General features: G+C 31.4%; 15 protein-coding genes and 2 tRNA genes. 9 read left to right on the top strand and 8 right to left on the bottom strand.

Translation table 11 applies throughout. From position 1 onward, the window contains the following. Positions 1-74 precede the first annotated feature (74 nt). The 4 genes from NCC77_RS14275 to NCC77_RS14260 all read left to right on the top strand — a co-directional run bounded on the left by NCC77_RS14275 (position 75) and on the right by NCC77_RS14260 (position 4,991). The gene (locus NCC77_RS14275) at positions 75-1,229 is read left to right on the top strand and encodes a M14 family metallopeptidase (protein WP_250836165.1); all 1,155 of its coding nucleotides are present in this window, start codon (positions 75-77) and stop codon (positions 1,227-1,229) included. A 77-nt stretch (positions 1,230-1,306) separates the two neighbouring features. Beyond that, positions 1,307-1,786 carry an Lrp/AsnC family transcriptional regulator gene (locus tag NCC77_RS14270; RefSeq protein WP_008468989.1) on the top strand — a complete coding sequence of 160 codons (480 nt, stop codon included), beginning with the start codon at positions 1,307-1,309 and terminating at the stop codon, positions 1,784-1,786. A 92-nt stretch (positions 1,787-1,878) separates the two neighbouring features. Further along, positions 1,879-4,464 (top strand): phosphoenolpyruvate carboxylase, encoded by a 2,586-nt coding sequence (locus NCC77_RS14265; protein WP_250836164.1) that lies wholly within the window; start codon positions 1,879-1,881, stop codon positions 4,462-4,464. Between the two features lie 11 nt (positions 4,465-4,475). Further along, a complete protein-coding gene (locus tag NCC77_RS14260; protein WP_250836163.1) occupies positions 4,476-4,991 on the top strand; it encodes a DinB family protein in 516 nt (171 codons plus the stop codon). Positions 4,992-5,127: 136 nt separating this feature from the next. On the opposite strand, the gene recQ is transcribed toward NCC77_RS14260, so the two are convergent. From recQ to NCC77_RS14230, 6 genes are all read right to left on the bottom strand, one after another. Beyond that, positions 5,128-7,242, bottom strand: coding sequence for a DNA helicase RecQ (gene recQ / locus NCC77_RS14255; protein WP_250836162.1), 2,115 nt, complete (start codon positions 7,240-7,242; stop codon positions 5,128-5,130). Positions 7,243-7,387: 145 nt separating this feature from the next. Next, entirely contained in the window at positions 7,388-7,801 is a 414-nt protein-coding gene (locus NCC77_RS14250; RefSeq protein ID WP_250836161.1) for a DNA primase, read from the bottom strand. 8 nt (positions 7,802-7,809) lie between these two features. Further along, positions 7,810-8,778 (bottom strand): deoxyhypusine synthase family protein, encoded by a 969-nt coding sequence (locus tag NCC77_RS14245; RefSeq protein WP_095931202.1) that lies wholly within the window; start codon positions 8,776-8,778, stop codon positions 7,810-7,812. A gap of 104 nt (positions 8,779-8,882) precedes the next feature. Continuing rightward, positions 8,883-10,286: a type III PLP-dependent enzyme domain-containing protein gene (locus NCC77_RS14240; protein ID WP_095931203.1), complete on the bottom strand. Its 1,404-nt coding sequence runs from the start codon at positions 10,284-10,286 to the stop codon at positions 8,883-8,885. Positions 10,287-10,589: 303 nt separating this feature from the next. Further along, on the bottom strand, positions 10,590-11,657 hold the full coding sequence (gene aroB, locus NCC77_RS14235; protein WP_250836160.1) for a 3-dehydroquinate synthase: 1,068 nt from the start codon (positions 11,655-11,657) through the stop codon (positions 10,590-10,592). Between the two features lie 131 nt (positions 11,658-11,788). Then, positions 11,789-14,488 (bottom strand): O-antigen ligase family protein, encoded by a 2,700-nt coding sequence (locus NCC77_RS14230; protein WP_250836159.1) that lies wholly within the window; start codon positions 14,486-14,488, stop codon positions 11,789-11,791. Between the two features lie 189 nt (positions 14,489-14,677). On the opposite strand from NCC77_RS14230, the gene NCC77_RS14225 reads away from it, so the two are divergent. Next, positions 14,678-15,847, top strand: coding sequence for a proline dehydrogenase family protein (locus NCC77_RS14225; protein WP_250836158.1), 1,170 nt, complete (start codon positions 14,678-14,680; stop codon positions 15,845-15,847). A 115-nt stretch (positions 15,848-15,962) separates the two neighbouring features. On the opposite strand, the gene NCC77_RS14220 is transcribed toward NCC77_RS14225, so the two are convergent. Continuing rightward, positions 15,963-17,753: an ABC transporter ATP-binding protein gene (locus tag NCC77_RS14220; protein WP_250836157.1), complete on the bottom strand. Its 1,791-nt coding sequence runs from the start codon at positions 17,751-17,753 to the stop codon at positions 15,963-15,965. A gap of 263 nt (positions 17,754-18,016) precedes the next feature. Between NCC77_RS14220 and NCC77_RS14215 the strand changes: the two genes are divergently transcribed. From NCC77_RS14215 to lepB, 4 genes are all read left to right on the top strand, one after another. Beyond that, positions 18,017-18,091 (top strand) — tRNA-Val (locus NCC77_RS14215). Between the two features lie 78 nt (positions 18,092-18,169). Continuing rightward, positions 18,170-18,250: transfer RNA gene (locus NCC77_RS14210), tRNA-Tyr, on the top strand. 284 nt (positions 18,251-18,534) lie between these two features. Beyond that, positions 18,535-19,116 carry an RNA polymerase sigma factor gene (locus NCC77_RS14205; protein WP_250836156.1) on the top strand — a complete coding sequence of 194 codons (582 nt, stop codon included), beginning with the start codon at positions 18,535-18,537 and terminating at the stop codon, positions 19,114-19,116. Positions 19,117-19,302: 186 nt separating this feature from the next. Continuing rightward, positions 19,303-20,907, top strand: coding sequence for a signal peptidase I (gene lepB / locus NCC77_RS14200; protein ID WP_250836155.1), 1,605 nt, complete (start codon positions 19,303-19,305; stop codon positions 20,905-20,907). 64 nt (positions 20,908-20,971) lie between these two features. On the opposite strand, the gene NCC77_RS14195 is transcribed toward lepB, so the two are convergent. Next, positions 20,972-21,502: a hypothetical protein gene (locus NCC77_RS14195; RefSeq protein ID WP_250836154.1), complete on the bottom strand. Its 531-nt coding sequence runs from the start codon at positions 21,500-21,502 to the stop codon at positions 20,972-20,974. Positions 21,503-21,527: the final 25 nt, after the last annotated feature.

Here is a 21,527-nt window from a genome sequence, read left to right as displayed (position 1 = left end):
AAATTAATAAATTTTTCTTTTGTTTACAATTGTAAAAATAAAGATATTTACTTTTGTAAACTAATCAAAATATAATGAATTTAGAACAGCTTTTTACACAATACAAGGAACAGTCGATATCTGGAAGGTATCTTACTTTAGACCATATAAAACCTCTTTTAGATACGTTAAATACAAATGGTCAAGTGGAGATTATTGGTACATCTGTTTTGGGCGAACCTATATATAGTTATCAAATCGGAACAGGAAAGACACGTGTTTATTTATGGTCTCAAATGCATGGTAACGAAAGCACAACAACAAAAGCTTTATTTGATTTCATTAATTTATTAAATGACGATACTGATTTTGCTAAGCAAATGCTAGAGACTTTTACTTTCTACTGTATTCCAATGCTTAATCCTGATGGAGCTAGACTATACACACGAGCAAATGCAAACGAAGTAGATTTAAATCGTGATTCTCAAGACCTGACACAGCCAGAAAGCAAAGTTCTACGTGAAGTATTTGAAAAATTTAAACCTGATTTCTGTTTTAACCTTCACGACCAGCGTACTATATTTGGCGCAGGAACAACTGGAAAACCAGCAACAGTTTCTTTTCTAGCTCCTTCTTATAATGAGGAGAGAGAAGTGAACGATAACAGATTGAAAGCGATAAATATTATTGCAGGAATCAATGAAGAACTTCAAAAATACATTCCTGGACAGGTCGGCCGCTTTGATGATTCGTTCAATATTAATTGTATAGGAGACACTTTTCAATTTTTAGGTGTTCCTACTATCTTGTTTGAGGCTGGCCACTTTCCAGAAGATTACGAGCGAGAAATTACAAGGAAATTCATATTTTTCTCGTTAATTTTAAGCTTCAAACTAATATTCGAAAACGATTTAGTTGACAATAGATTTTCCGAATATTTGAATATTTCACAAAATAACGTGGTTTTTTATGATTTTATGTATAAAAATGTCAAAATAAATTATGATGGTATCGAAATTATTACGAATTTTGTCGCACAATACAAAGAAGAATTAATCGAAAATAAGATTCATTTTAATGCTTACATAGTAGAAGTAGGTGAGCTGGAAAATTATTTTGGTCATTACGAATACGACGCAAAAGGCGCAGAATATTCGGACGATTTCCAAAATTTTCCAAAAACGGGTCAGAAAGCAAATTTTTATTTAAATAAAAATGTTAAATTTGTTAACGGATTAATAAAAAGTTAATTTTTATGTGAATTTGTTGTTTTTTATATATAATTTTATACTTTGTAATAGCAATTAGTAATATTAATTAAACAATTATGAGTAAATTTCGTTTAGATGAAGTAGATCACCAGATTTTAGATATGTTAATAGACAATACGAGAGTTCCGTTTACTGACATTGCAAAAAAACTATTGATATCTGCTGGTACAGTACACGTTAGAGTTAAAAAGATGGAAGATGCCGGTATCATCATGGGGTCTTCATTAGCCTTGGATTACGATAAATTAGGTTATTCATTTATTGCTTATGTAGGGGTTTTTCTTAATAATACATCTCAAACTAAATTTGTATTAGAGAGAATCAATCAAATTCCATTCGTAACTGTAGCTTCTGTAACTACAGGAAAATTTAACATCTTTTGTAAAATTAGAGCAAAAGATACTAAACATGCGAAAGAAGTTATCTTTATGATTGACGATATTGATGGTGTTTACAGAACAGAAACAATGATTTCATTAGAGGAAAGTATAAACGATAAGAAGCGTTTGATGCATACTATTTTCAAAAATATGTAAGAACTTTTCTTGAATGCTATATTAAAATATAACCTCAAGTTTATTCTTGGGGTTTTTTTATGACTAATTAACCAACCAACTATAACACGATTATGTATACGTTGCCAAAAATTGAACGCTTTAATCAAGACGTTCTCTCAAAATATCACATTTATAATAGTGTTTTCATAACATTACCTTTTGACTCTATAGATAATACAGGAGTTTTACTTCCTTTATTTACAGAGACTTGCGAAACGGGCTTTAAAAAACAAGAAACACCAAAAGAGATCGTAGATTTCTTTTCTAATAAATTCTTAAACAATACTTCTGAAGATGAAAAAATCGATCTTATGTTTCGATTTATTCAGTATATAGAACGTCAAATTGTATTGTTTGATGCTATTGAAGATGCTGCTTTTCCAGAAGTTAACAACATGGAAGGGCGTGGATCTCTTCGTGATATTAAGGAGAAATCTGATGCTAAAGAGAAAGATGACGAATTGGTAGAGTTTCTAGAAAACTTTAACGTTCGTACAGTTTTAACAGCGCATCCTACTCAGTTTTATCCTGGACCCGTTTTAGGAATTATAAATGACTTGACGGAAGCTATTCGTCAGAACGATTTACTTCAAATTAAACAATTACTAGCTCAATTAGGAAAAACGCCTTTCATTCAGAAAGAAAAACCAAATCCTTATGATGAAGCAGTAAGCTTGATCTGGTACCTAGAAAATGTATTTTATGCTACAGCAGGAGAAATTGTGCATTATTTGCAGAAGAACATTTTAAATGGAAATCCAATTCATAATCAATTAGTAAAATTGGGTTTCTGGCCAGGAGGTGATCGTGATGGAAATCCTTTTGTTACTACCGATATTACACTTAAAGTTGCAGATCGTTTACGTACCTCAATTTTGAAGTGCTATTATGTAGAAATGAGAAATTTAAAACGTAAGCTAACTTTCTCAGGTGTAGATGATTTAGTAGCAGAACTTGAACATAAACTTTACCGTTCTGTGTTCTATTCTAAAGGAGATATTTTTATTACTTTAGAAGAATTATTGACTCAACTAAACAAAATTAGAGATATAATTATTGAGAAACATCAATCTTTATATTTGGATGAATTAGATGCGCTTTTAGTAAAAATTAATTTGTTCGGATTCCATTTTGCAACTTTAGATATTCGTCAGAATAGTAAAATTCATAATGCCGTTTTCAAAGATGTAGTAGATTACTATTTGAACTCTGGTTCAGATGTTTTCCCAAAGAATTATTTCGAATTGACAGAAGATCAAAAAATTGATGTTTTATCGAAAGTTAAAGGAAATCTAAATCCAGTCGATTTCGAAAATGAAATCACCAGATATACTTTAGAATCTGTTCAAGCTATTAAAACCATTCAGCAGAATAATGGTGAAGAAGGAGCGAACCGTTATATTATCAGTAATAACGAAAGCGCGCTGAATGTGATGGAAACATTTGCGATGATTCGTTTGAATAATTGGGAAAAACCAACAGTTGATATTATTCCGCTTTTTGAATCTGTAGACGATTTACAAAATGCACATGCCATTATGGAGCAATTGTATACCAATCCAGAATATGCTAAGCATTTAAAATCAAGAGGAAATAAGCAAACTATAATGCTTGGATTTTCTGACGGAACTAAAGATGGTGGCTATTTAATGGCAAACTGGAGTATTTATCAAGCTAAAATTTCATTGACTAAAATTTCTAGAGAATACGGAATTAAAGCTATTTTCTTTGACGGACGTGGTGGGCCTCCAGCTCGTGGCGGTGGAAAAACACATAAATTCTATGCTTCTTTAGGTCCAAAAATTGAAAACAACGAGATTCAGATTACAGTTCAAGGTCAGACTATTAGCTCTAATTTTGGAACTTTAGATTCTTGCCGTTACAATATCGAAAACTTATTGAGTGCTGGTGTTACCAATCAAGTATTTAGTAAAGAGAAAAATGAACTGACAGCTGATGAAACTCAAATTTTAACGGATTTGGCTAATTTAGGTTATGAGAAATATTTAAGTTTCAAAAACCATCCAAAGTTTATTCCGTATTTAGAAAAAATGAGTACGCTGAAATATTACTCAAAAACCAACATTGGAAGCCGTCCTTCAAAAAGAAGTAAATCTGAATCTTTAGATTTTGCTGATTTAAGAGCAATTCCGTTCGTAGGTTCATGGAGTCAATTAAAGCAAAACGTTCCAGGATTTTTTGGAGTAGGTTCGGCTTTAAAACATTTTGAAGAATCTGGTCAATGGAATAAAGTAAGCGATTTATATCACAATTCATTGTTTTTCAAAACTTTGCTTGAAAACAGTATGATGTCATTAGCAAAATCATTCTTGCCTTTGACAGCTTACATGAAAAATGATCCTGAGTTTGGCGAATTCTGGCAGATTATTTACGATGAGTTCTCAGAAACAAAACGTCTTTTGTTGAAAATTGCTGATCATAAAACATTGATGGAAAATTATCCTGATGGTATTGCTTCTATTCAAATAAGAGAGCGTATTGTTTTACCTTTATTGACAATTCAGCAATATGCTTTATTGAGAATCAATGAGCTAAACAAAGAACAAACTCCTGATGAAGAATTGATTAAAGTTTATGAGAAAATCGTAACGAGATCACTATTCGGAAATACGAATGCAAGTAGAAACTCAGCTTAAAAAAATAAAAAATGAGAGCATCAGAATTATTGGAAAATGAATATTCAGGTCATTTTGGAACTTACATTAAAGCAGCTGGAGATGGTATTTTAATTGAAGAATTGGAAATTTCTCTTCATGAGTTCATTCGATTTGTTCAAAATATTCCAATGGATAAATTTGATTATCGCTACGCAGAAGGGAAGTGGACAATCAAAGATATTATTCAGCACGTAATAGATACGGAGAGAATTTTTGCTTATCGTGCTTTGCGTTTTTCAAGAAACGACAAAACGCCTTTACCAAGCTTTGAAGAAAATGATTATGCAGATAATACAAATTCAAACAGCAGAAGTATTCAAGATCTGCTTACTGAATTTTCAGCGGTAAGACATTCGACTTTATTGTTTTACAAAAGTTTATCTGAAGAACAGTTGAAGAGAATTGGTACTGCATCTAATAATCCGATTTCTGTTCGTGCTTTAGGTTTTGTCATTATTGGACATCAAAAACACCATCAGAAAGTTTTTGAGGAACGATATTTGTAAAATATACTTTATAACAAAAAAAACTGTACTTTTTTAAGTACAGTTTTTTTGCTTTTAGAAATAGGGCTTCGACTTCGCTCAGCCTGACAATATAATTTATGAATGATCTGTCGGGCTGAGCGAAGTCGAAGCCTTTTTATTCTGTTTGATGCTTTCTCTCCAGGAACGCCAATCCAAATCTAATCTTGTCATAAGACATTTTTTCTTCAAAGTAATCGAAGTAAGGTCTTAATGCATTAGGACTTTCTAATTCAATCTGAGCTTTTTCAATTTGAAGAATTTCCTCTTCCGAAACAAATTGACTTAAATCTATATCATTTCCGTCAACGTATAATTTAGCCAAATGAGAAATAATTGTAGTTTCGCCCAGATTTCGTTGCTCAGCAATTTCCTTAACAGAAAGTCCGCTTTGAAATAATTCTAGCGTTTTTTTATAAGTATTCTCTTTTTTCTCCTTTTTGACAACCGATTTGTTTCGTTGAAATTCGATGATAGCATTTATAAAATCCGCGCCGTATTTTTCTAGCTTGGCTTTACCGACACCTTCAACTGCCAAGAAGTCTTCATCTGACATTGGTCTTAAAACTTCCATTTGCCTCAATGAAGCATCGCTAAAAATAACATAAGCAGGAACTTCTTCTTCTTGAGCAATTTCGTAGCGTAGTTTTCTAAGCATTTCAAAAAGAGAATTTTTAGCTGCTTTTGGTTTTGCTTCCTTAGCTTCGTTTTTGTCAATTACTTTTTTGACAACTGTTGTCAATTTCACTTTTTCTCCTTCAAATAAAACTTTCTTAGCAAAAGGAGTAAGCAAAATTTTATTATGCTGATGAAAAGCAATTTCGCAATATCCTAAATTGATAAGTTGAATAAGATATTGATTCCAATCATACCAAGAAACATCAGCGCCAATTCCGTACGTTTTTAGCTCTTGATAATTTTTTTCGTAGATATATGCGTTTCTCGAGCCTCTCAAAAAATCGACAATTACAGCTAGAGGTTCAGATTCTTTTAATCGTACAATTGCAGATAAGGCTTTTTGCGCTAGAATCGTCCCATCGAAAAAAGTTGGCGGATTTTTGCAAATATCGCAGTTTCCGCAATTTTCAGTTACCAGTTCGCCAAAATAAGACAGCAGAATTTTTCTGCGACAGCTTACAGCATCGGCATATTGCTTCATGCGATCTAATTTTGCAAGCTGAATATCCGAGTTCAATCCTTCAGATGCAAATTTCTGCAATTGAATTACATCGGCGTAGCTTTCAAACAAAACGGTTTCAGCTGGTAAACCGTCACGTCCAGCACGTCCAATTTCTTGGTAATAGCCTTCTATATTTTTTGGAAGATTGTAATGAATAACCCAGCGAACATTCGATTTGTCAATTCCCATTCCGAAAGCAATAGTAGCACAAACTACTTGACAATCGTCATTAATAAATTGATCCTGAGTTTTCGCACGCGTTTCATTATCTAAGCCTGCATGATATGCTTTAGCTTCAATTCCGTTCTTTTTGAGTTTTTCAGCAAGTTCTTCTGTAGTTTTACGACTCAAGCAATAAATTATTCCAGATTCATTGGGTTTGTTTTCGATAAAATCAATGATTTGCTTAACGCGATCCAAAGCAGGACGAACTTCCAGACTCAAATTTGCTCTATCAAAAGAAGCGATAAACGTTTTTGGATTCTTAAGATTTAATTGCTTGGTTATATCTGTTCGTGTTGCTTTGTCAGCAGTCGCAGTTAAGGCTAAAATTGGAGTAGAAGGGAAACGACTTTTCAAATAACCCAAATTAGTATAAGCAGGTCTAAAGTCATGACCCCAAGACGAAATACAATGTGCTTCATCAATTGCTATTAAGCTAATGTTCAACTCATTGAAAGCCATATCCAAATAAGAAAGACTTTCAGGGGCGATATAAACTAACTTAAAATGATTTGTTTTTAAATTATCAATATAATATTGCTGCTCTTGAGAAGATTGGCTGCTATTAATAAAACAAGCAGAAATTCCGTTTGTCTTTAAACTATCAACCTGATCTTTCATTAATGCAATCAAAGGTGATATAACAACTGTTATTCCTGGTAGAATTAAAGCTGGTAGTTGAAAACATATTGATTTTCCACCTCCAGTGGGCATAATTGCCAAGGTATCTTGTCCAGATAATATGGTATTAATTATGGTTTCTTGATTGGGTCTGAATCTTTCGAAACCAAAATTTTCTTTTAGTGTCGTATGTAGAATTTCTGAAGTCATAGGCATATATTTTTTATTCAAGATTTAAATGTAAAAATAATCCTATAAAAATAAAAATATAAATTGGTTTTGTTGATTTCTTGTGTGTCATAAAAAAAAGGAACTCCCAATAGAGTTCCTTTTTTTTTATTAAAAAGAAAATGAATTAATCTTCATCGTCTTCGTCTTCTTCTTCATAATCAGTATCTGCTTTGTCATCATCATCGTCATCATCGTCACCACCGTCAGTATCTGGCTTGTCAAGATTATCATCATCTTCGTCATCGTCATTGCTAATATCATCATCAAGATCAATACCTTTAACTGGCGCAATTGCATCTACATCAACATCTAAATCATCATCTTCATCGTAGTTTTCAATTCTGTCAGCAAGTTTAGTACTAATTTTTACCAAGTAAATTGTATCTTCAGTACGAACCTCTACAGCTTCAACCAATTCGTTTTTAGCATTTCTAAAACGGATAACATCCGAATCATCATAACCGTCAGGAAATTTTTCAACCAAAAGGTTTAAAATTTCGTTGGTAAGTTTGGCGTAGTCTACTATAACTCTTTTCATAAATTATCTTATAAATCTAATAAGTATGCAAAAATTAACGGCGCAACGATTGTAGCATCCGATTCAATAATAAATTTTGGGGTTTTGATGTCTAATTTACCCCAAGTGATTTTTTCATTTGGAACTGCTCCAGAATAAGATCCATAACTAGTTGTTGAATCTGAAATTTGGCAGAAATAACTCCAAAATGGAACATCGTGCATTTCCATATCTTGGTATAGCATTGGCACTACACAGATAGGGAAGTCACCCGCGATACCACCACCGATTTGGAAGAATCCAATTCCGTTTGAACTGTTTTTAGAATACCAATCCGCAAGGAAAGTCATGTATTCAATTCCAGATTTCATAGTAGACGCTTTTAATTCTCCTTTAATTACGTATGAAGCAAAGATGTTCCCCATTGTACTATCTTCCCATCCTGGAACGATAATCGGTAAGTTTTTCTCTGCAGCTGCATACATCCAGCTATCTTTTAGATCAATTTCATAATATTCTTCTAAAACGCCAGACAACAACATTTTATACATAAATTCATGTGGGAAGTAACGCTCACCTTTGTCATCAGCGTCTTTCCAAATTTTGTAAATATGTTTTTGTAAACGACGGAAAGCTTCATGCTCAGGAATACAAGTGTCTGTAACACGGTTTAATCCTCTTTCTAATAAAGCCCACTCATCTTCTGGTGTTAGATCACGATAGTTAGGAACTCTCTCGTAGTGAGAGTGAGCTACTAAATTCATGATGTCTTCTTCTAAGTTTGCTCCAGTACATGAAATAATATGCACTTTGTCTTGTCTGATTACTTCGGCAAAAATTTTACCAATTTCTGCTGTACTCATTGCGCCAGCCATACTTACCAGCATTTTAGCACCATCAGCTAATTGCTGCTCATAAGCTTTTGCAGCATCTACTAATGAAGCAGAGTTAAAATGCAAATAATGTTTTTCAATAAACTGACTGATTGGTCCTTTCATTTTTTTTGTTTTTTTTTTTTGAATTAAAAAGTTTTAACCTTTTTGGATGTTAATGCAAATTAAGAATTTTTTAAGAAAAATTATTACTTAATCTGCCCTTTTTTTTACACCTTTTTTTTGTATCCTAAAATCTTTAAAACGTCGTCTGAAGTTTGTTGTTCTGAGAACACTTCGGTTGCCAGAATTCCATTTTCATCACGATCAATTAAAATATGTTTAGGCTGCGGAATCAAACAGTGGTGCAGACCTCCGTATCCTCCAATTGTTTCTTGATAAGCGCCAGTATTAAAGAATCCAATATACAAAGGTTTCTCTTTGTTGTATTTAGGCAAATAAATGGCGTTCATATTTTGCTCAGAATTGTAATAATCGTCACTATCACAAGTCAGACCTCCTAACAGAACCCGTTCGTAAGTATCATTCCAGCGATTTACTGCCAGCATAATAAAACGTTTGTTTATAGCCCAAGTATCTGGTAAAGTGGTAATAAAAGATGAATCGATCATATTCCATTTTTCTCTATCATTTTGTTGTTTTTGATACAAAATCTGATAGATTGCACCACCGCTTTCACCTACAGTAAACGATCCAAATTCCGTAAAAATATTCGGAACATCAACTTCGGCTTCATCACAAGCAATTTTAATCTGATTGATAATTTCATCAATCATATATTGATAATCATATTCAAAGGCAAGTGAGTTTTTAATTGGAAAACCACCACCAATGTTTAAACCGTCTAGAGTAGGGCACTCTTTTTTAAGAGCAATGTATACTTTAATACATTTTACAAGCTCATTCCAGTAATATGAAGTATCGTTTATACCAGTATTAATGAAAAAGTGAAGCATTTTTAGCTCTAATTTATCATTTTCCTGTATTTGTTTTTTATAGAAAGAAACTATGTTTTTGTAACCAATACCTAATCTAGAAGTATAAAACTCAAATTTAGGTTCTTCTTCGGCAGCAATACGGATTCCGATTTTGAATTTTCCTTTAATTTCTGCCTGAAGCAAATCTAACTCTTCATAATTATCAATAATCGGAATAGTGTTCTTATGTCCGTTGTTGATTAATCTTGCAATGTTAGCAATATATTCATCTCTTTTAAAACCATTGCAAATTACATAAGTACTTTTATTGATTTTTCCATTTTCTAATAAATTCTCCACAATATTCACGTCAAATGCAGATGAAGTCTCGATGTGAATGTTATTCTTGAAAGCTTCATTCATAATGTATTCAAAATGAGAGCTTTTTGTACAATAACAATAGTAATATTTTGCTTCGTATTTATTCTTTTCCATTGATTTTCTGAACCAAGCTTTTGCTTTGTTAATATTTTCAGAAATCTGAGGCAGATAAGTAAACTTTAATGGTGTTCCATATTGTTCAACCAATTTCATCAAATCGATGTTGTGAAACAATAGGTTGTCTTTGTTTAGTTTGAATTCCTCTTGTGGAAAGTAGTATGTTTGATTTATTAGATCAGAATATTTTGTATTCATTTATTTGTCAATGTTTAGAGATTGTAATTTTACTTAATGTTAGGCTTTCTGGGGCTTAATCTTAAATTCAAACTCTAATATTGGCAAATATAATTGGCAGTTTTTCATGCTCAGCTTTAGTACATTGGAAAACATCAAAACAAAACGGGCTTTTACTATTATAGAAACGGTTCAACATTCTTAATAAAGAACTATTGAGTCTGTTTCTGTAAGAGCTAAAGTGCCTTTGCTGATTCTTTGTTTTCATGGGGCAAATGTAAAAAATAATATATACCAAATGCAATGCTTTTGATTAAAAAAAGTTTAAGATTTATAATCCTCAAACGCTTCTAGAATCAATTTATTTTCAACGGATTGGTTAATTTTTATTTTTCCGATTCCTTCAATCAATGCAAATTGAATTAAACCGTATTCATTTTTTTTGTCGTGAATTAGCAATTCTAAGATCGGATCGATATCTTTTTCTTCAAAAATTACATCGTCATAAATGTCTTTAATCACTGCTTTAATCTCTCTATATTCTTCTGCAGAAATTAATCCTTTTTGAAGAGAAATATAACTTTCCAAAATCATTCCAACCGCTATGGCTTCTCCATGTAGTAAAGTTGTTTTTTCTTCACTTTCTAGAAAATATCCTTCAATGGCATGTCCTAAGGTATGTCCGAAGTTTAAAGCTTTACGGATGTTTTTCTCAGTTGGATCCTGAATAACGATTTCATTCTTGATTTCAACAGAACGATAAATCAATTGATCTAATTCATCAAAAACAATCGATTTTAAATCTGAAAATTGTCTCCAGTATGGCGCATCATATATTAACCCGTGTTTTAGCATTTCTGCCAAACCAGAACGCATTTCACTTTGCGGTAGAGTTTCCAAATATTGTGTGTCAATTAAAACCATTTGAGGTACGTTGATAACGCCAATCTGATTTTTAAGATTTCCTAAGTCAACACCAGTTTTTCCCCCAACAGAAGCATCAACCATAGATAATAATGTAGTAGGGATATTAATGAAATTTACACCTCTTTTAAAAGTAGAAGCGACAAAACCTCCTAAATCTGTAACAACACCACCTCCTAAATTAATAACTAGCGATTTTCTATCTGCACCAAGTTCTGTCAATATATTCCAGATTTCAATACAAGTCTCAATATTTTTATTTGCTTCTCCAGCTTCAAATTCAATAATTTCGATCGCTAAATCTGTCTCTAATATAGGAATAAATTTAGGCAAACAATGTTCATTGGTCTGATCATCTACGATTATAAATATATTAGAATATTTATTCTCTCTCAAATGTTTATTTAAAGCTTCGTAAGCATTCTGGTTAAAATGAACGAGATAATTATTGGCTTGAATAGATTCCATAATTCTTTAGTTAATTAAAACCGCAAAATAAGGCATTTTAAAACAAATAATATTCATACTTTAATTCTAATTTGTTTAAAAACGAATCATTCTAAATTAATAAAACATTTTAGATCGCTAGTATTTACATTTTATTTCATGCAGTTTTCATTAATCGCTTGTTGCGACGTAGCATAGTTTTTATTTTTGGCTATATTAAAATATTTGCATGCGTTGGATTTATCGTTTTCATTTAGATAGCAAATTGCTAAAAAATATTCTGTTTTTCCGTCATTTAAGCCTGGATATTTTAATGCATCCAATAAAAAACTTATTCCTTTCTTATATTCTCCTATTTTCAAATAGTGGAAACCAATATTCTGAGCTGCATATATACTTTTTGAATCAATTTTTAGAGCTTTTTTAAATGATAAAAGAGCTTGATCCATTTTTTTTCGTTCTTCAAATTTTTGCCCTTCTGTAATGTAATATGCTATCAAAAGATCATTCTTTCGTTTTTCAAATACAGCCTGTTCATTACCATTTAACGCAATAGAGTTAGATTGTTTGGCTGAAACGTAATTTTTATTTTTTGATAATTGAAAATACTTATCTGCATTTACTTTATCATTTAGGTTTAGGTAACAAATTCCGATATAATATTCTATCCTTCCATTATCTGACCCAGGATATTCTAGTGTTTTTTTGAAAAACTTAATAGCTAAATCATTTTTTCCTGTATTATAATAACAGAAACCTATATTCTGCAGTACATATATATTTTGAGAATCGATTTTTAAAGCTTTTTGATATAATTCAAGTTCTTTATCTCTTTTTCCTTGCTCTCCAAAAACCTGACCTTCAACAATATAATTTGTAACTAAGGAACTGTTTTTTTGTTTTAAAAGAGTACTGTCATTTGGTAGAACTTTTAATCCTTGATCTATAAAATTGATCACTCTTTTATAATTTGCACCTGAATTTTGTAAGCCACGAGCAGAGAGTGCCCAAGCATCAGGCTCATTTCTATACTTAGTATATAGGTTATGCTGTTTTATAATCTCAATAGTATCTCTTTTTAATATTGCGAAGTTCATTGCGGCCTTAAATAAAGCATAATTTCTTGGCCTTAAATAAAAAGCTCTTTTAGAATAAATGTAAGCACTATCTATATTTCCTTTCTGCGAAGAAATTAGTTGTTTATAAAAATCTATCCTTCCTGAATAAGGATTGATTTTACTTGCTTTGGCGAAACATTTAAAAGCTTTTTCGTAATTTTTCTCACGAACATAATAGATTCCTGCGTATTCATAAAATGCTTCAGAGCTACTAAATGTATTTGGATACTTTGGCATTCGATTTATTACTTCGTCTCCAGTAAGAACCCCTTTTTCATTCATGTTAATATTATCAGTAGCAATTAAATACTCCAAATTTGAAGCTTTATATATTAAATATGCCGAATAACTTGTTGCTAATGATACTGAAATTAAAATTGCTGATATAATTTTAACAGTTTTAATTCTTCCTAAATTAGTATTATTACAATTAATCAAAACAGTGAAAGCAAGGAATAAGGCGAAAAATATTGCCATTGTAGGCCTGTACATAGGGAAGTTGAAAATGGAATCGACACCATATACGACAACCAGCATTAAAGTCAAAAGTGCAAATAACTTAATTGTGGAATCCTTTGTTTTTATGACATTATTTAAATTAATTATGAAAAGCAAAACAAATAGGGAAAAATAAATAAGACCGTTTAAAATTCCTGTTTCTGCTAATATTTCTAAGAAATCATTGTGGGCATGAAGCGAAACGTTAGAATCGTTAGAAGTAGTTCTTTCATAAGGAATAGATTCAACTTGATAATTACCTAATCCAATTCCCAAAATAGGGCTTTTTTTACCCATTTTTATGACATTTCCCCAAAAAGTTAACCTAGCTTGTGATGAAGCATCCTTTGTATTAATCTGAGAAACTCTATTTTCCAATGATACATATCGTCCTATATCTTTAGATTTTTCAAAAATTGAATTTGCAAATAGAATGGCTATTAAAACAGGAATTATTAAATATATAATTTTTACAAAACTCAATCTGCTAAATGAATCTTTTAGTAAATAAATGATATAAATAAAATAGATTAAAAAAAGATTGATTAAAGGTGTCCTTGCACCAGTTAGAAAAATTACTGCGGTTACAGAAAATAATGCGGCGAGAAGAAACCATTTTTTATATCCTTTATAATGTGTAATTCCAAGCAGTAAAAATGGAACCTTTATTGTAAGACTTGCCGCAAGGATATTTATATTCCCAGTGTTACCTTTCATTGCATTTAAAAGATCAATTATTGAAGCATGTCTTGGTATTACGATAAAGTGGGCTAGTTGCTCCCAAGCCTGAAAAAAACTACTAATTCCTACAATTAAAATAATCTTATAAAGTAGATCTAATTTATCCTTAAGTAGAATTGTAAGGTTTATAAATAAACAAAAAACAATTACAATTTCAGTAAATTTTGTATAGACCAATGAAGTGTTCTTCGCTGTAAAAATTGATATTCCGCAAAGAACTATAAAAGCTAAATAAAGTTTAAAAATATAGCTTCGTTTTAATATGGGAAAAACTGTAGCAGATGTTATATCTGAGTTAAAGTAAAAATAAAAGCCTAAAATAAGGTTTATAACTGATAAATAAAGAAATTGCGGATTTATGATTTCCAAACTTTTAAAATAAGGGAAAAAATCAATTGCAAGCAGTGAAATTATAACTGCAAGAACTGTGAAATTTGATGTTGTTTCTTTTCTCTTTGTTTCATTAATTATTCGATCAATTGCATTTGCATTCATACCTGTATTTTTTTTGCAAAAATAACAAAAAAACAAAGTATATTCTTACTTTTTTAATTTAGATTTTATTTTAGTTACATTTCAGTTAAAAAAAATCTTATTTTAGGTATTGAGAAAATTGAAAAATATGATACCATTTACTAAATAATATTCAAAACACTCTATATCTTTGCACAAAAACTAAACTTAATGGAAAAAATATTCGATAACACTCAAGTTGCTTTTTCACTTAAAAGTGATACAGAACTTGACAGGGCTTATTTTCTTTTTAAAATGATAGACAGTGAGCCTTTAGTTCGTATTGGAACTGCTGTTACTAATTTCGCAATCAAAGCACATCTTCCAGTTGAAGGATTAATTCGTGCAACTGTTTTTGATCACTTTTGTGGTGGTGTAAACGAAAACGACTGTCTTACTGTTGTAGATAAAATGTTTACAAAAGGCGTTTCGTCTGTTTTGGATTATTCTGTTGAAGGAAAAGAAGAAGAGGAGCAATTCGATGCTGCATTAGAAATGACTTTAAGAACTATTGATTTTGCTAAAGAACGTTTAGCAATTCCGTTTGCAGTTTTTAAACCAACAGGTTTAGGTCGTTTTGAATTGTATGAAAAACTAGGAGAAAAACAAACTCTTAATCCCGCAGAACAAGCAGAATGGGATAGAGTAGTGGCTCGTTTTGATAAAGTTTGCGGTGAAGCTCATAAAAAAGATGTTGCGTTGTTAATTGATGGTGAAGAAAGCTGGATGCAAGATGCTGCTGATGATTTGGTAACCGATATGATGCGTAAATACAATAAAGAAAAAGCGATTGTATTTAATACTTTGCAAATGTACCGTTGGGATCGTTTAGATTATTTGAAAAAACTTCATGAGGTTGCGAAATCCGAAGGTTTTTATATAGGAATGAAACTGGTTCGTGGTGCTTACATGGAAAAGGAAAACAAAAGAGCCGAAGAAAAAGGTTATGTTTCTCCAATCTGCGTTTCTAAAGAAGCTACCGATATCAATTACGATAATGCTGTACAATATATGTTAGAGCATATTGAAAAAATGGCCATTTTTGCAGGAACTCACAACGAATTGAGCTCTTATAAATTAATGGAAATGATGGTTCAAAAAGGAATCGCCAAAAATGATTCTAGAATTTGGTTCGGACAATTATACGGAATGAGTGATAATATTAGCTACAACTTAGCAGAAAATGGCTATAACGTTGCTAAGTACTTACCATTCGGACCTGTAAAAGATGTTATGCCATACTTGATTCGTCGTGCAGAAGAGAATACTTCTGTTGCGGGTCAAACTAGCCGCGAATTATCTATGATTAAAGCAGAACGTAAACGTAGAAAAGGGAAATAAGTTTACTAGTTATTCAGTTCTCAGTTTACAGTATTCAGTTATATAGAAAAAGCTTCAATGAAAATTGAAGCTTTTTTGTTTGGAATTTGGATTTTATAAAATTGGAATTTCCTTTTTAAGAGTTACTAAACTGTAAGTTGCTTAAATTCTTATAAATTCCGTTTTCTAAGTTTATTAATTCCTGATGTGTTCCTTCTTCAGAAATTCTTCCGTTATCTAAAACTAAGATTTTGTCTGCATTTCTAATGGTAGAAAGCCTGTGCGCAATAATAATGCTTGTTCTTCCTTCCATTAAAACTTCTAAAGCTTCTTGAACTAGTTTTTCGCTTTCACTATCTAAAGAAGAAGTGGCTTCGTCTAATATCAAAATGCTTGGATTTTTAAGCAAAGCTCTCGCAATTGCGATACGCTGACGCTGACCTCCAGAAAGTTTAACTCCTCGTTCTCCAACCAAAGTTTCAAATTTCTCAGGGAAGCCATCTACAAAATTAAAAGCATTAGCTTGTTTAGCGGCAGCTATAATTTCTTCTTCTGAAGCGTTTGGATTTCCATAAGCGATATTTTCTCTAATTGTTCCACCAAACAAAATAACATCTTGAGGAACGATACTCATATTGCCGCGAAGATTTTCTAAATCATAATCGTAAATATTTTTTCCATCAACTAAAATTTCTCCCGAAGTAATGTCGTAAAAACGCAATAAAAGCGAAGAAATAGTAGATTTTCCTGCTCCACTTTGTCCAACGATTGCTATTTTCTGGCCGAATTCGGCATTGAAATTCACATCTTTTAAAACCTGAACTTCCTTTCTTGAAGGATAACTAAAAGCAACGTTATTGAAAGCTACATTTCCTTTTATTTTTTCAACTGCCGAAAGTCTTGGCTTAGCATTGATTTCTTCTGGAGTTTCTTCTAATAATTCAAAAACACGCTCTGTTGCGCCAACTGCTTTTTGAATTTGCGCGTACATTTCTGCAATTCCACCAAAAGAAGCACCAATAAATGTAGTATATAATACAAACGAGATTAAATCACCAACACCTTCAACTTCTCCTTTAATCGTTAATGTGATTCCGTACCAAACAACAGCTACGACACATCCGAAAAGGCAAAGAATAATAAATGAAGCAAAATAACCTCTGTATTGACCACCTTTAATAGCGATTTTTACAATTTCTCTAATCTTGTTTTTATAACGCTGAATTTCGTACCATTCGTTAGCAAATGCCTTTACATTGCTAATTCCTTGCAGCGTTTCTTCAACTATAACCTGGCTTTCGGCAACTTTATCTTGTGTCTTTTTTCCGTATTTACGAATAAATCTTCCAAAGATGACAGCAGCAACTGCTACAATAGGCACAATTGCCAGCATCATTAAGGTTAATTTAGGACTAATGCTTCCTAAGATTACAAAACCTCCAATAATTAAAATAAACTGACGCAGAAACTCTGCAATAGTGGTGCTGAAAGTATCTTGCAATTGCGAAATATCGGCACTGATTCTACTATTAAGTTCTCCAACACGTTTTTGAGAATAAAACGACATGGGTAATTTTATCAGATTCTCATATAATGCAAAACGAATATTAGAAAGAGAGTTTTCGGTAAAATTTACAAACAATGAAATTCTGAAAAACGAGAAAATTGCCTGAAGTCCGAGAATTACCATTAAACCAAGAGCAATTTCGTTTGCTTTAGAAAGGTCTTTATTCGTAACGCAATCAACCAGCATTCCCATCAATTTAGGAAAGGCTAGGGCAGTGGCGCTTGTTAAAAATAAGAAAATCAAACCTAGGAAAAATTTCCATTTGTGGTTTTTAGCGTATTTAAAAATTCGGAGAGCTTTTTGAAGGGAGTTAGAGTTTAATTTAGCTTTAGGTAAATCATTTTCTTGAAATCTTGCCATTTGAATATACAATTAAGGTACGCAAAGGTATGACTATAGCAAATGAATACAAAAAGAATATTCTGAATTAGCTTTCGAGCATTGAATTTTTAACTTAAATTTAGAAATTGCAGATTTTTTTGCTTTTTTAATTCGCTGAAAAATAGTTTTCTAGATATTTTTATTGATGTTTTTTTTACTTTTTTCAAAAAAAGGCTTGGAAATATAAAATCTAGCTGTATATTTGCACTCGCAATCACAAACGATAGCAACCTAGTAAAATAGGGCGATTAGCTCAGCTGGTTCAGAGCACCTCGTTTACACCGAGGGGGTCGGGGGTTCGAACCCCTCATCGCCCACAAAAATATCCTTAAGAAATTAAGGATTTTTTTTTGAATTTCCTGAATGCAATAAATTGTAATTAGCAATCAGATTTTGGGGAGATACTCAAGCGGCCAACGAGGGCAGACTGTAAATCTGCTGTGTGAACTTCGCAGGTTCGAATCCTGCTCTCCCCACAAAGAAACGAAAATCCTGTAAGTCTTTTGATTTACAGGATTTTTCTTTTTAGCAGCTTATTTTATTTCTATACTTCCGCACAAAATTTCTTTACCGCTTATTTTATAAAAAAGATTTTGTCCCTTTAAACTAAGTTCTGTCAAATGTTAGATTATATTTTTTGGAGGAAACTGGAATTATATAAAAAAAGACCCTATTTTGATACTTTAAAGTCTTAATAGGCAAAAATATAGATTCAATTCATCTTTAATTTTGCAACTCCAAAAATTAAAAATTTGATGTTATGACTGAATTGACTATACCTGATTCTTTATTGATAAAAAAGTACGTAGCAGGTAACGAAGAAGCGCTCTCAAAATTAATTAATAGACATAAATCTAGAATATATGGTTTTATATACTCTAAGATAAAGGATACAGATATTGCAAATGATATTTTTCAAGATACGTTTGTTAAAGTAATTAAGACACTTAAAAGCAACTCTTACAAGGAAGAAGATAAATTCGTTTCTTGGGTTATGAGAATTTCTCACAATTTGATTATGGATCATTTCCGTAAAATAAAACGAATGCCAATACATAGAGATACTGATGAATTTTCCATTTTTTCTATTTTATCTGATAATTCTCCAAATATTGAAAATAGAATAATTACAAACCAGATTCAAATTGATTTAAAAAAACTCATAGAAGAACTCAATGACGATCAAAAAGAAATAGTTGAAATGCGATTATATCGTAATATGAGTTTTAAAGAAATATCTGAAGAAAAAGAAATTAGCATAAATACAGCGTTGGGAAGAATGCGTTACGCAATAAACAATCTAAGAGCAATTATTAAGAAAAATAAAATTACACTAACATAAAAAACTTATTCTATATTAGGGTAAATGGCATTGCACTAAGATTATCGAATTAACTGAGAAAGGCAATTAAAATCTAAATTTTAATTGTTTGTGTTTTAGTATTTGTAACAAATTATGCAAAATACTACTTATACTAAATCAATATATTTTTAGTATAAAAAGACAACCAATTAAACCCTCAAAAACATGAATTTATCGCAATGGCTTATTTTTATCTTAATCGTTCAAATTATCCATGGATTATCTACTTGGAAACTTTACATAAAAGCTGGCAGAAAACCGATAGAGTCATTTATTCCTTTTTACAATTTAGTTGTAATGATGAAAATTATAAAACGTCCTCTTTGGTGGGTGTTATTACTTTTCATTCCGATAATTAATCTTTTGATGATTCCTGTTGTTTGGATCGAATTTATTAGAAGCTTTGGTAAAAACTCCACAAAGGATACGCTATTGGTTTTGATAACATTTGGCTTCTATATTGCATTTTTAAACTACGATTCAAAAGATGTATCCTATATCGAAAATAGAGATTTACGCCCAAAATCCAAAACGGAAGACACCATAGGATCTCTAGTATTTGCTATTATTGTTGCGACATTGGTTCATACCTATATTATTCAGCCCTTTACAATTCCGTCTTCATCTCTAGAAAAAACATTGTATACGGGTGATTTTTTGTTTGTTAGTAAAATTAATTTTGGCGCACGAGCACCGATGACTTCGGTTGCATTACCTATGGTTCATGATTCGATTCCTGTTTTAGGTTTGAAATCTTATTTATTTAATGATGACTTTACCAAAAAGGAAAACTCAGTATTGAATAAGTTTCAGTTGCCCTATTTTAGATTTCCAGCATTAGAAGAAATCAAACGTAATGAAATTGTCGTTTTTAATCAACCCGCAGATACTTTGCGAAATATGGATAATTTTAATCCAGATCGAAACTATTACAAACCAATTGACAAGAAAACAAATTTAGTTAAACGATGTGTCGGAATAGCTGGTGATACTCTAGAAATTCGTGACGGAGATATTTATATTAATAGCAAAATATCAGTATTGCCAAAAAGCGCAAAACCTCAATATAATTTTCTAATTGATACAAAAGGACAGGCTATAAGTCAGGATGAGCTTAAGTCTTACGGAGCAAGAGAAGGTTTAAGATACGACAATGGCTATTTTGCACTAACCAATACTGGAGCTTATTTTTTGACTCTAACAGATGATGAAGCTAAGCTAATGGCAAGCAATCCTGTTGTAAAAAGCGTTAAAAAACAATTGACGCCCAAAGGCGAAGACGGAAATGTATTTCCTCATATCCGTTCATTGGGTTGGAATATCGATAATTATGGCCCGATTTATATTCCGAAGAAAGGAAAAACCGTAAAATTAAATAAAGAAACGTTGCCTTTTTACAAACGAATAATCAAAGAGTATGAACATAATAGTTTAAAAGTTAAAGGCAACCAAATTGTAATAAACGGAAAACCAAGCGACACTTATACTTTTAAACAAGATTACTATTGGATGATGGGAGATAATCGCCAAAATTCTCTAGATGCAAGATTCTGGGGATTTGTTCCTTTTGATCACGTAATTGGAAAACCCGTATTTATCTGGTTTAGCTGGGAGAAAAATGCCTCTGGTATAAACAAAATAAGATGGAATCGTGTTTTTTCTGTAACAAATGGAAACGATGAACCTAAATCATATTTAATTCATTTTTTAGTCGTTCTTGGTCTTTTTATGATAGGAAACAAATTGATAAAAAGTAGAAAAAAACAATAGGTTTTAAACACATAAAAAACTTCTTAATTTCTTAAGGAGTTTTTTTATGCTATATTTTTAAGCTTTATACTTCTATTTGTTTTGAAAAGAAATTATCCATTGATACTTTATATTTTGGCAAAGCATAATCAATTATTTCTTCTCTCATCTTGTTATATTTTTCAATATGATTTTTCAATATTGCCTCGTCATCATACATTTTTGAATACTTCTGTTTTGCCATTTGAGTAATTTTAGAAATATCGTTTAGCTTTAAATAAATGATTTCAGAAAGTGTATAGTTATTAATCTCTAGGCATTCTTCAAATTCTTTAAATTGATTAACATCTCCTATTCCTGCTGTAAAAACATTCATTTTTCCCTTATAAATCATAGATAACCAAAATGATTGCCATAATGCTGTCGGAATCAATTCTCCGTTATCTATATAGCTATTAATTTTAGTTGCAATAGCATGATCACTCTTTAAGAAATCATTTTTAATTCGGTCTTCTGAAATAATATTTAACTCTTTTTCAGAATGTAGGATTTTGTCAACTGGAGGACATACAACTTCAGATATATTAAAACGAAAAATTATTTTTACTTCAGTCATTTTACTTTTGCTTTCATTTTAGCGA

The sequence above is a fragment of the Flavobacterium tyrosinilyticum genome (assembly GCF_023656565.1).
Classification (GTDB): domain Bacteria; phylum Bacteroidota; class Bacteroidia; order Flavobacteriales; family Flavobacteriaceae; genus Flavobacterium; species Flavobacterium tyrosinilyticum.
The sequence above is the reverse complement of the archived record's forward strand: the minus strand, read 5'-3'. Positions and strand labels throughout refer to the sequence as shown.

What these genes read in the sequence shown, in the direction of transcription:
- NCC77_RS14270 (WP_008468989.1), top strand. Translation starts at nt 1,307, where the DNA reads ATGAGTAAATTTCGTTTAGATGAAGTAGATCACCAGATTTTAGATATG.
- NCC77_RS14245 (WP_095931202.1), bottom strand. Translation starts at nt 8,778, where the DNA reads ATGAAAGGACCAATCAGTCAGTTTATTGAAAAACATTATTTGCATTTT.
- lepB (WP_250836155.1), top strand. Translation starts at nt 19,303, where the DNA reads ATGAATTTATCGCAATGGCTTATTTTTATCTTAATCGTTCAAATTATC.
- NCC77_RS14195 (WP_250836154.1), bottom strand. Translation starts at nt 21,502, where the DNA reads ATGACTGAAGTAAAAATAATTTTTCGTTTTAATATATCTGAAGTTGTA.
- NCC77_RS14250 (WP_250836161.1), bottom strand. Translation starts at nt 7,801, where the DNA reads ATGAAAAGAGTTATAGTAGACTACGCCAAACTTACCAACGAAATTTTA.
- NCC77_RS14260 (WP_250836163.1), top strand. Translation starts at nt 4,476, where the DNA reads ATGAGAGCATCAGAATTATTGGAAAATGAATATTCAGGTCATTTTGGA.
- recQ (WP_250836162.1), bottom strand. Translation starts at nt 7,242, where the DNA reads ATGACTTCAGAAATTCTACATACGACACTAAAAGAAAATTTTGGTTTC.
- NCC77_RS14275 (WP_250836165.1), top strand. Translation starts at nt 75, where the DNA reads ATGAATTTAGAACAGCTTTTTACACAATACAAGGAACAGTCGATATCT.
- NCC77_RS14205 (WP_250836156.1), top strand. Translation starts at nt 18,535, where the DNA reads ATGACTGAATTGACTATACCTGATTCTTTATTGATAAAAAAGTACGTA.
- NCC77_RS14240 (WP_095931203.1), bottom strand. Translation starts at nt 10,286, where the DNA reads ATGAATACAAAATATTCTGATCTAATAAATCAAACATACTACTTTCCA.
- NCC77_RS14265 (WP_250836164.1), top strand. Translation starts at nt 1,879, where the DNA reads ATGTATACGTTGCCAAAAATTGAACGCTTTAATCAAGACGTTCTCTCA.
- NCC77_RS14230 (WP_250836159.1), bottom strand. Translation starts at nt 14,488, where the DNA reads ATGAATGCAAATGCAATTGATCGAATAATTAATGAAACAAAGAGAAAA.
- aroB (WP_250836160.1), bottom strand. Translation starts at nt 11,657, where the DNA reads ATGGAATCTATTCAAGCCAATAATTATCTCGTTCATTTTAACCAGAAT.
- NCC77_RS14220 (WP_250836157.1), bottom strand. Translation starts at nt 17,753, where the DNA reads ATGGCAAGATTTCAAGAAAATGATTTACCTAAAGCTAAATTAAACTCT.
- NCC77_RS14225 (WP_250836158.1), top strand. Translation starts at nt 14,678, where the DNA reads ATGGAAAAAATATTCGATAACACTCAAGTTGCTTTTTCACTTAAAAGT.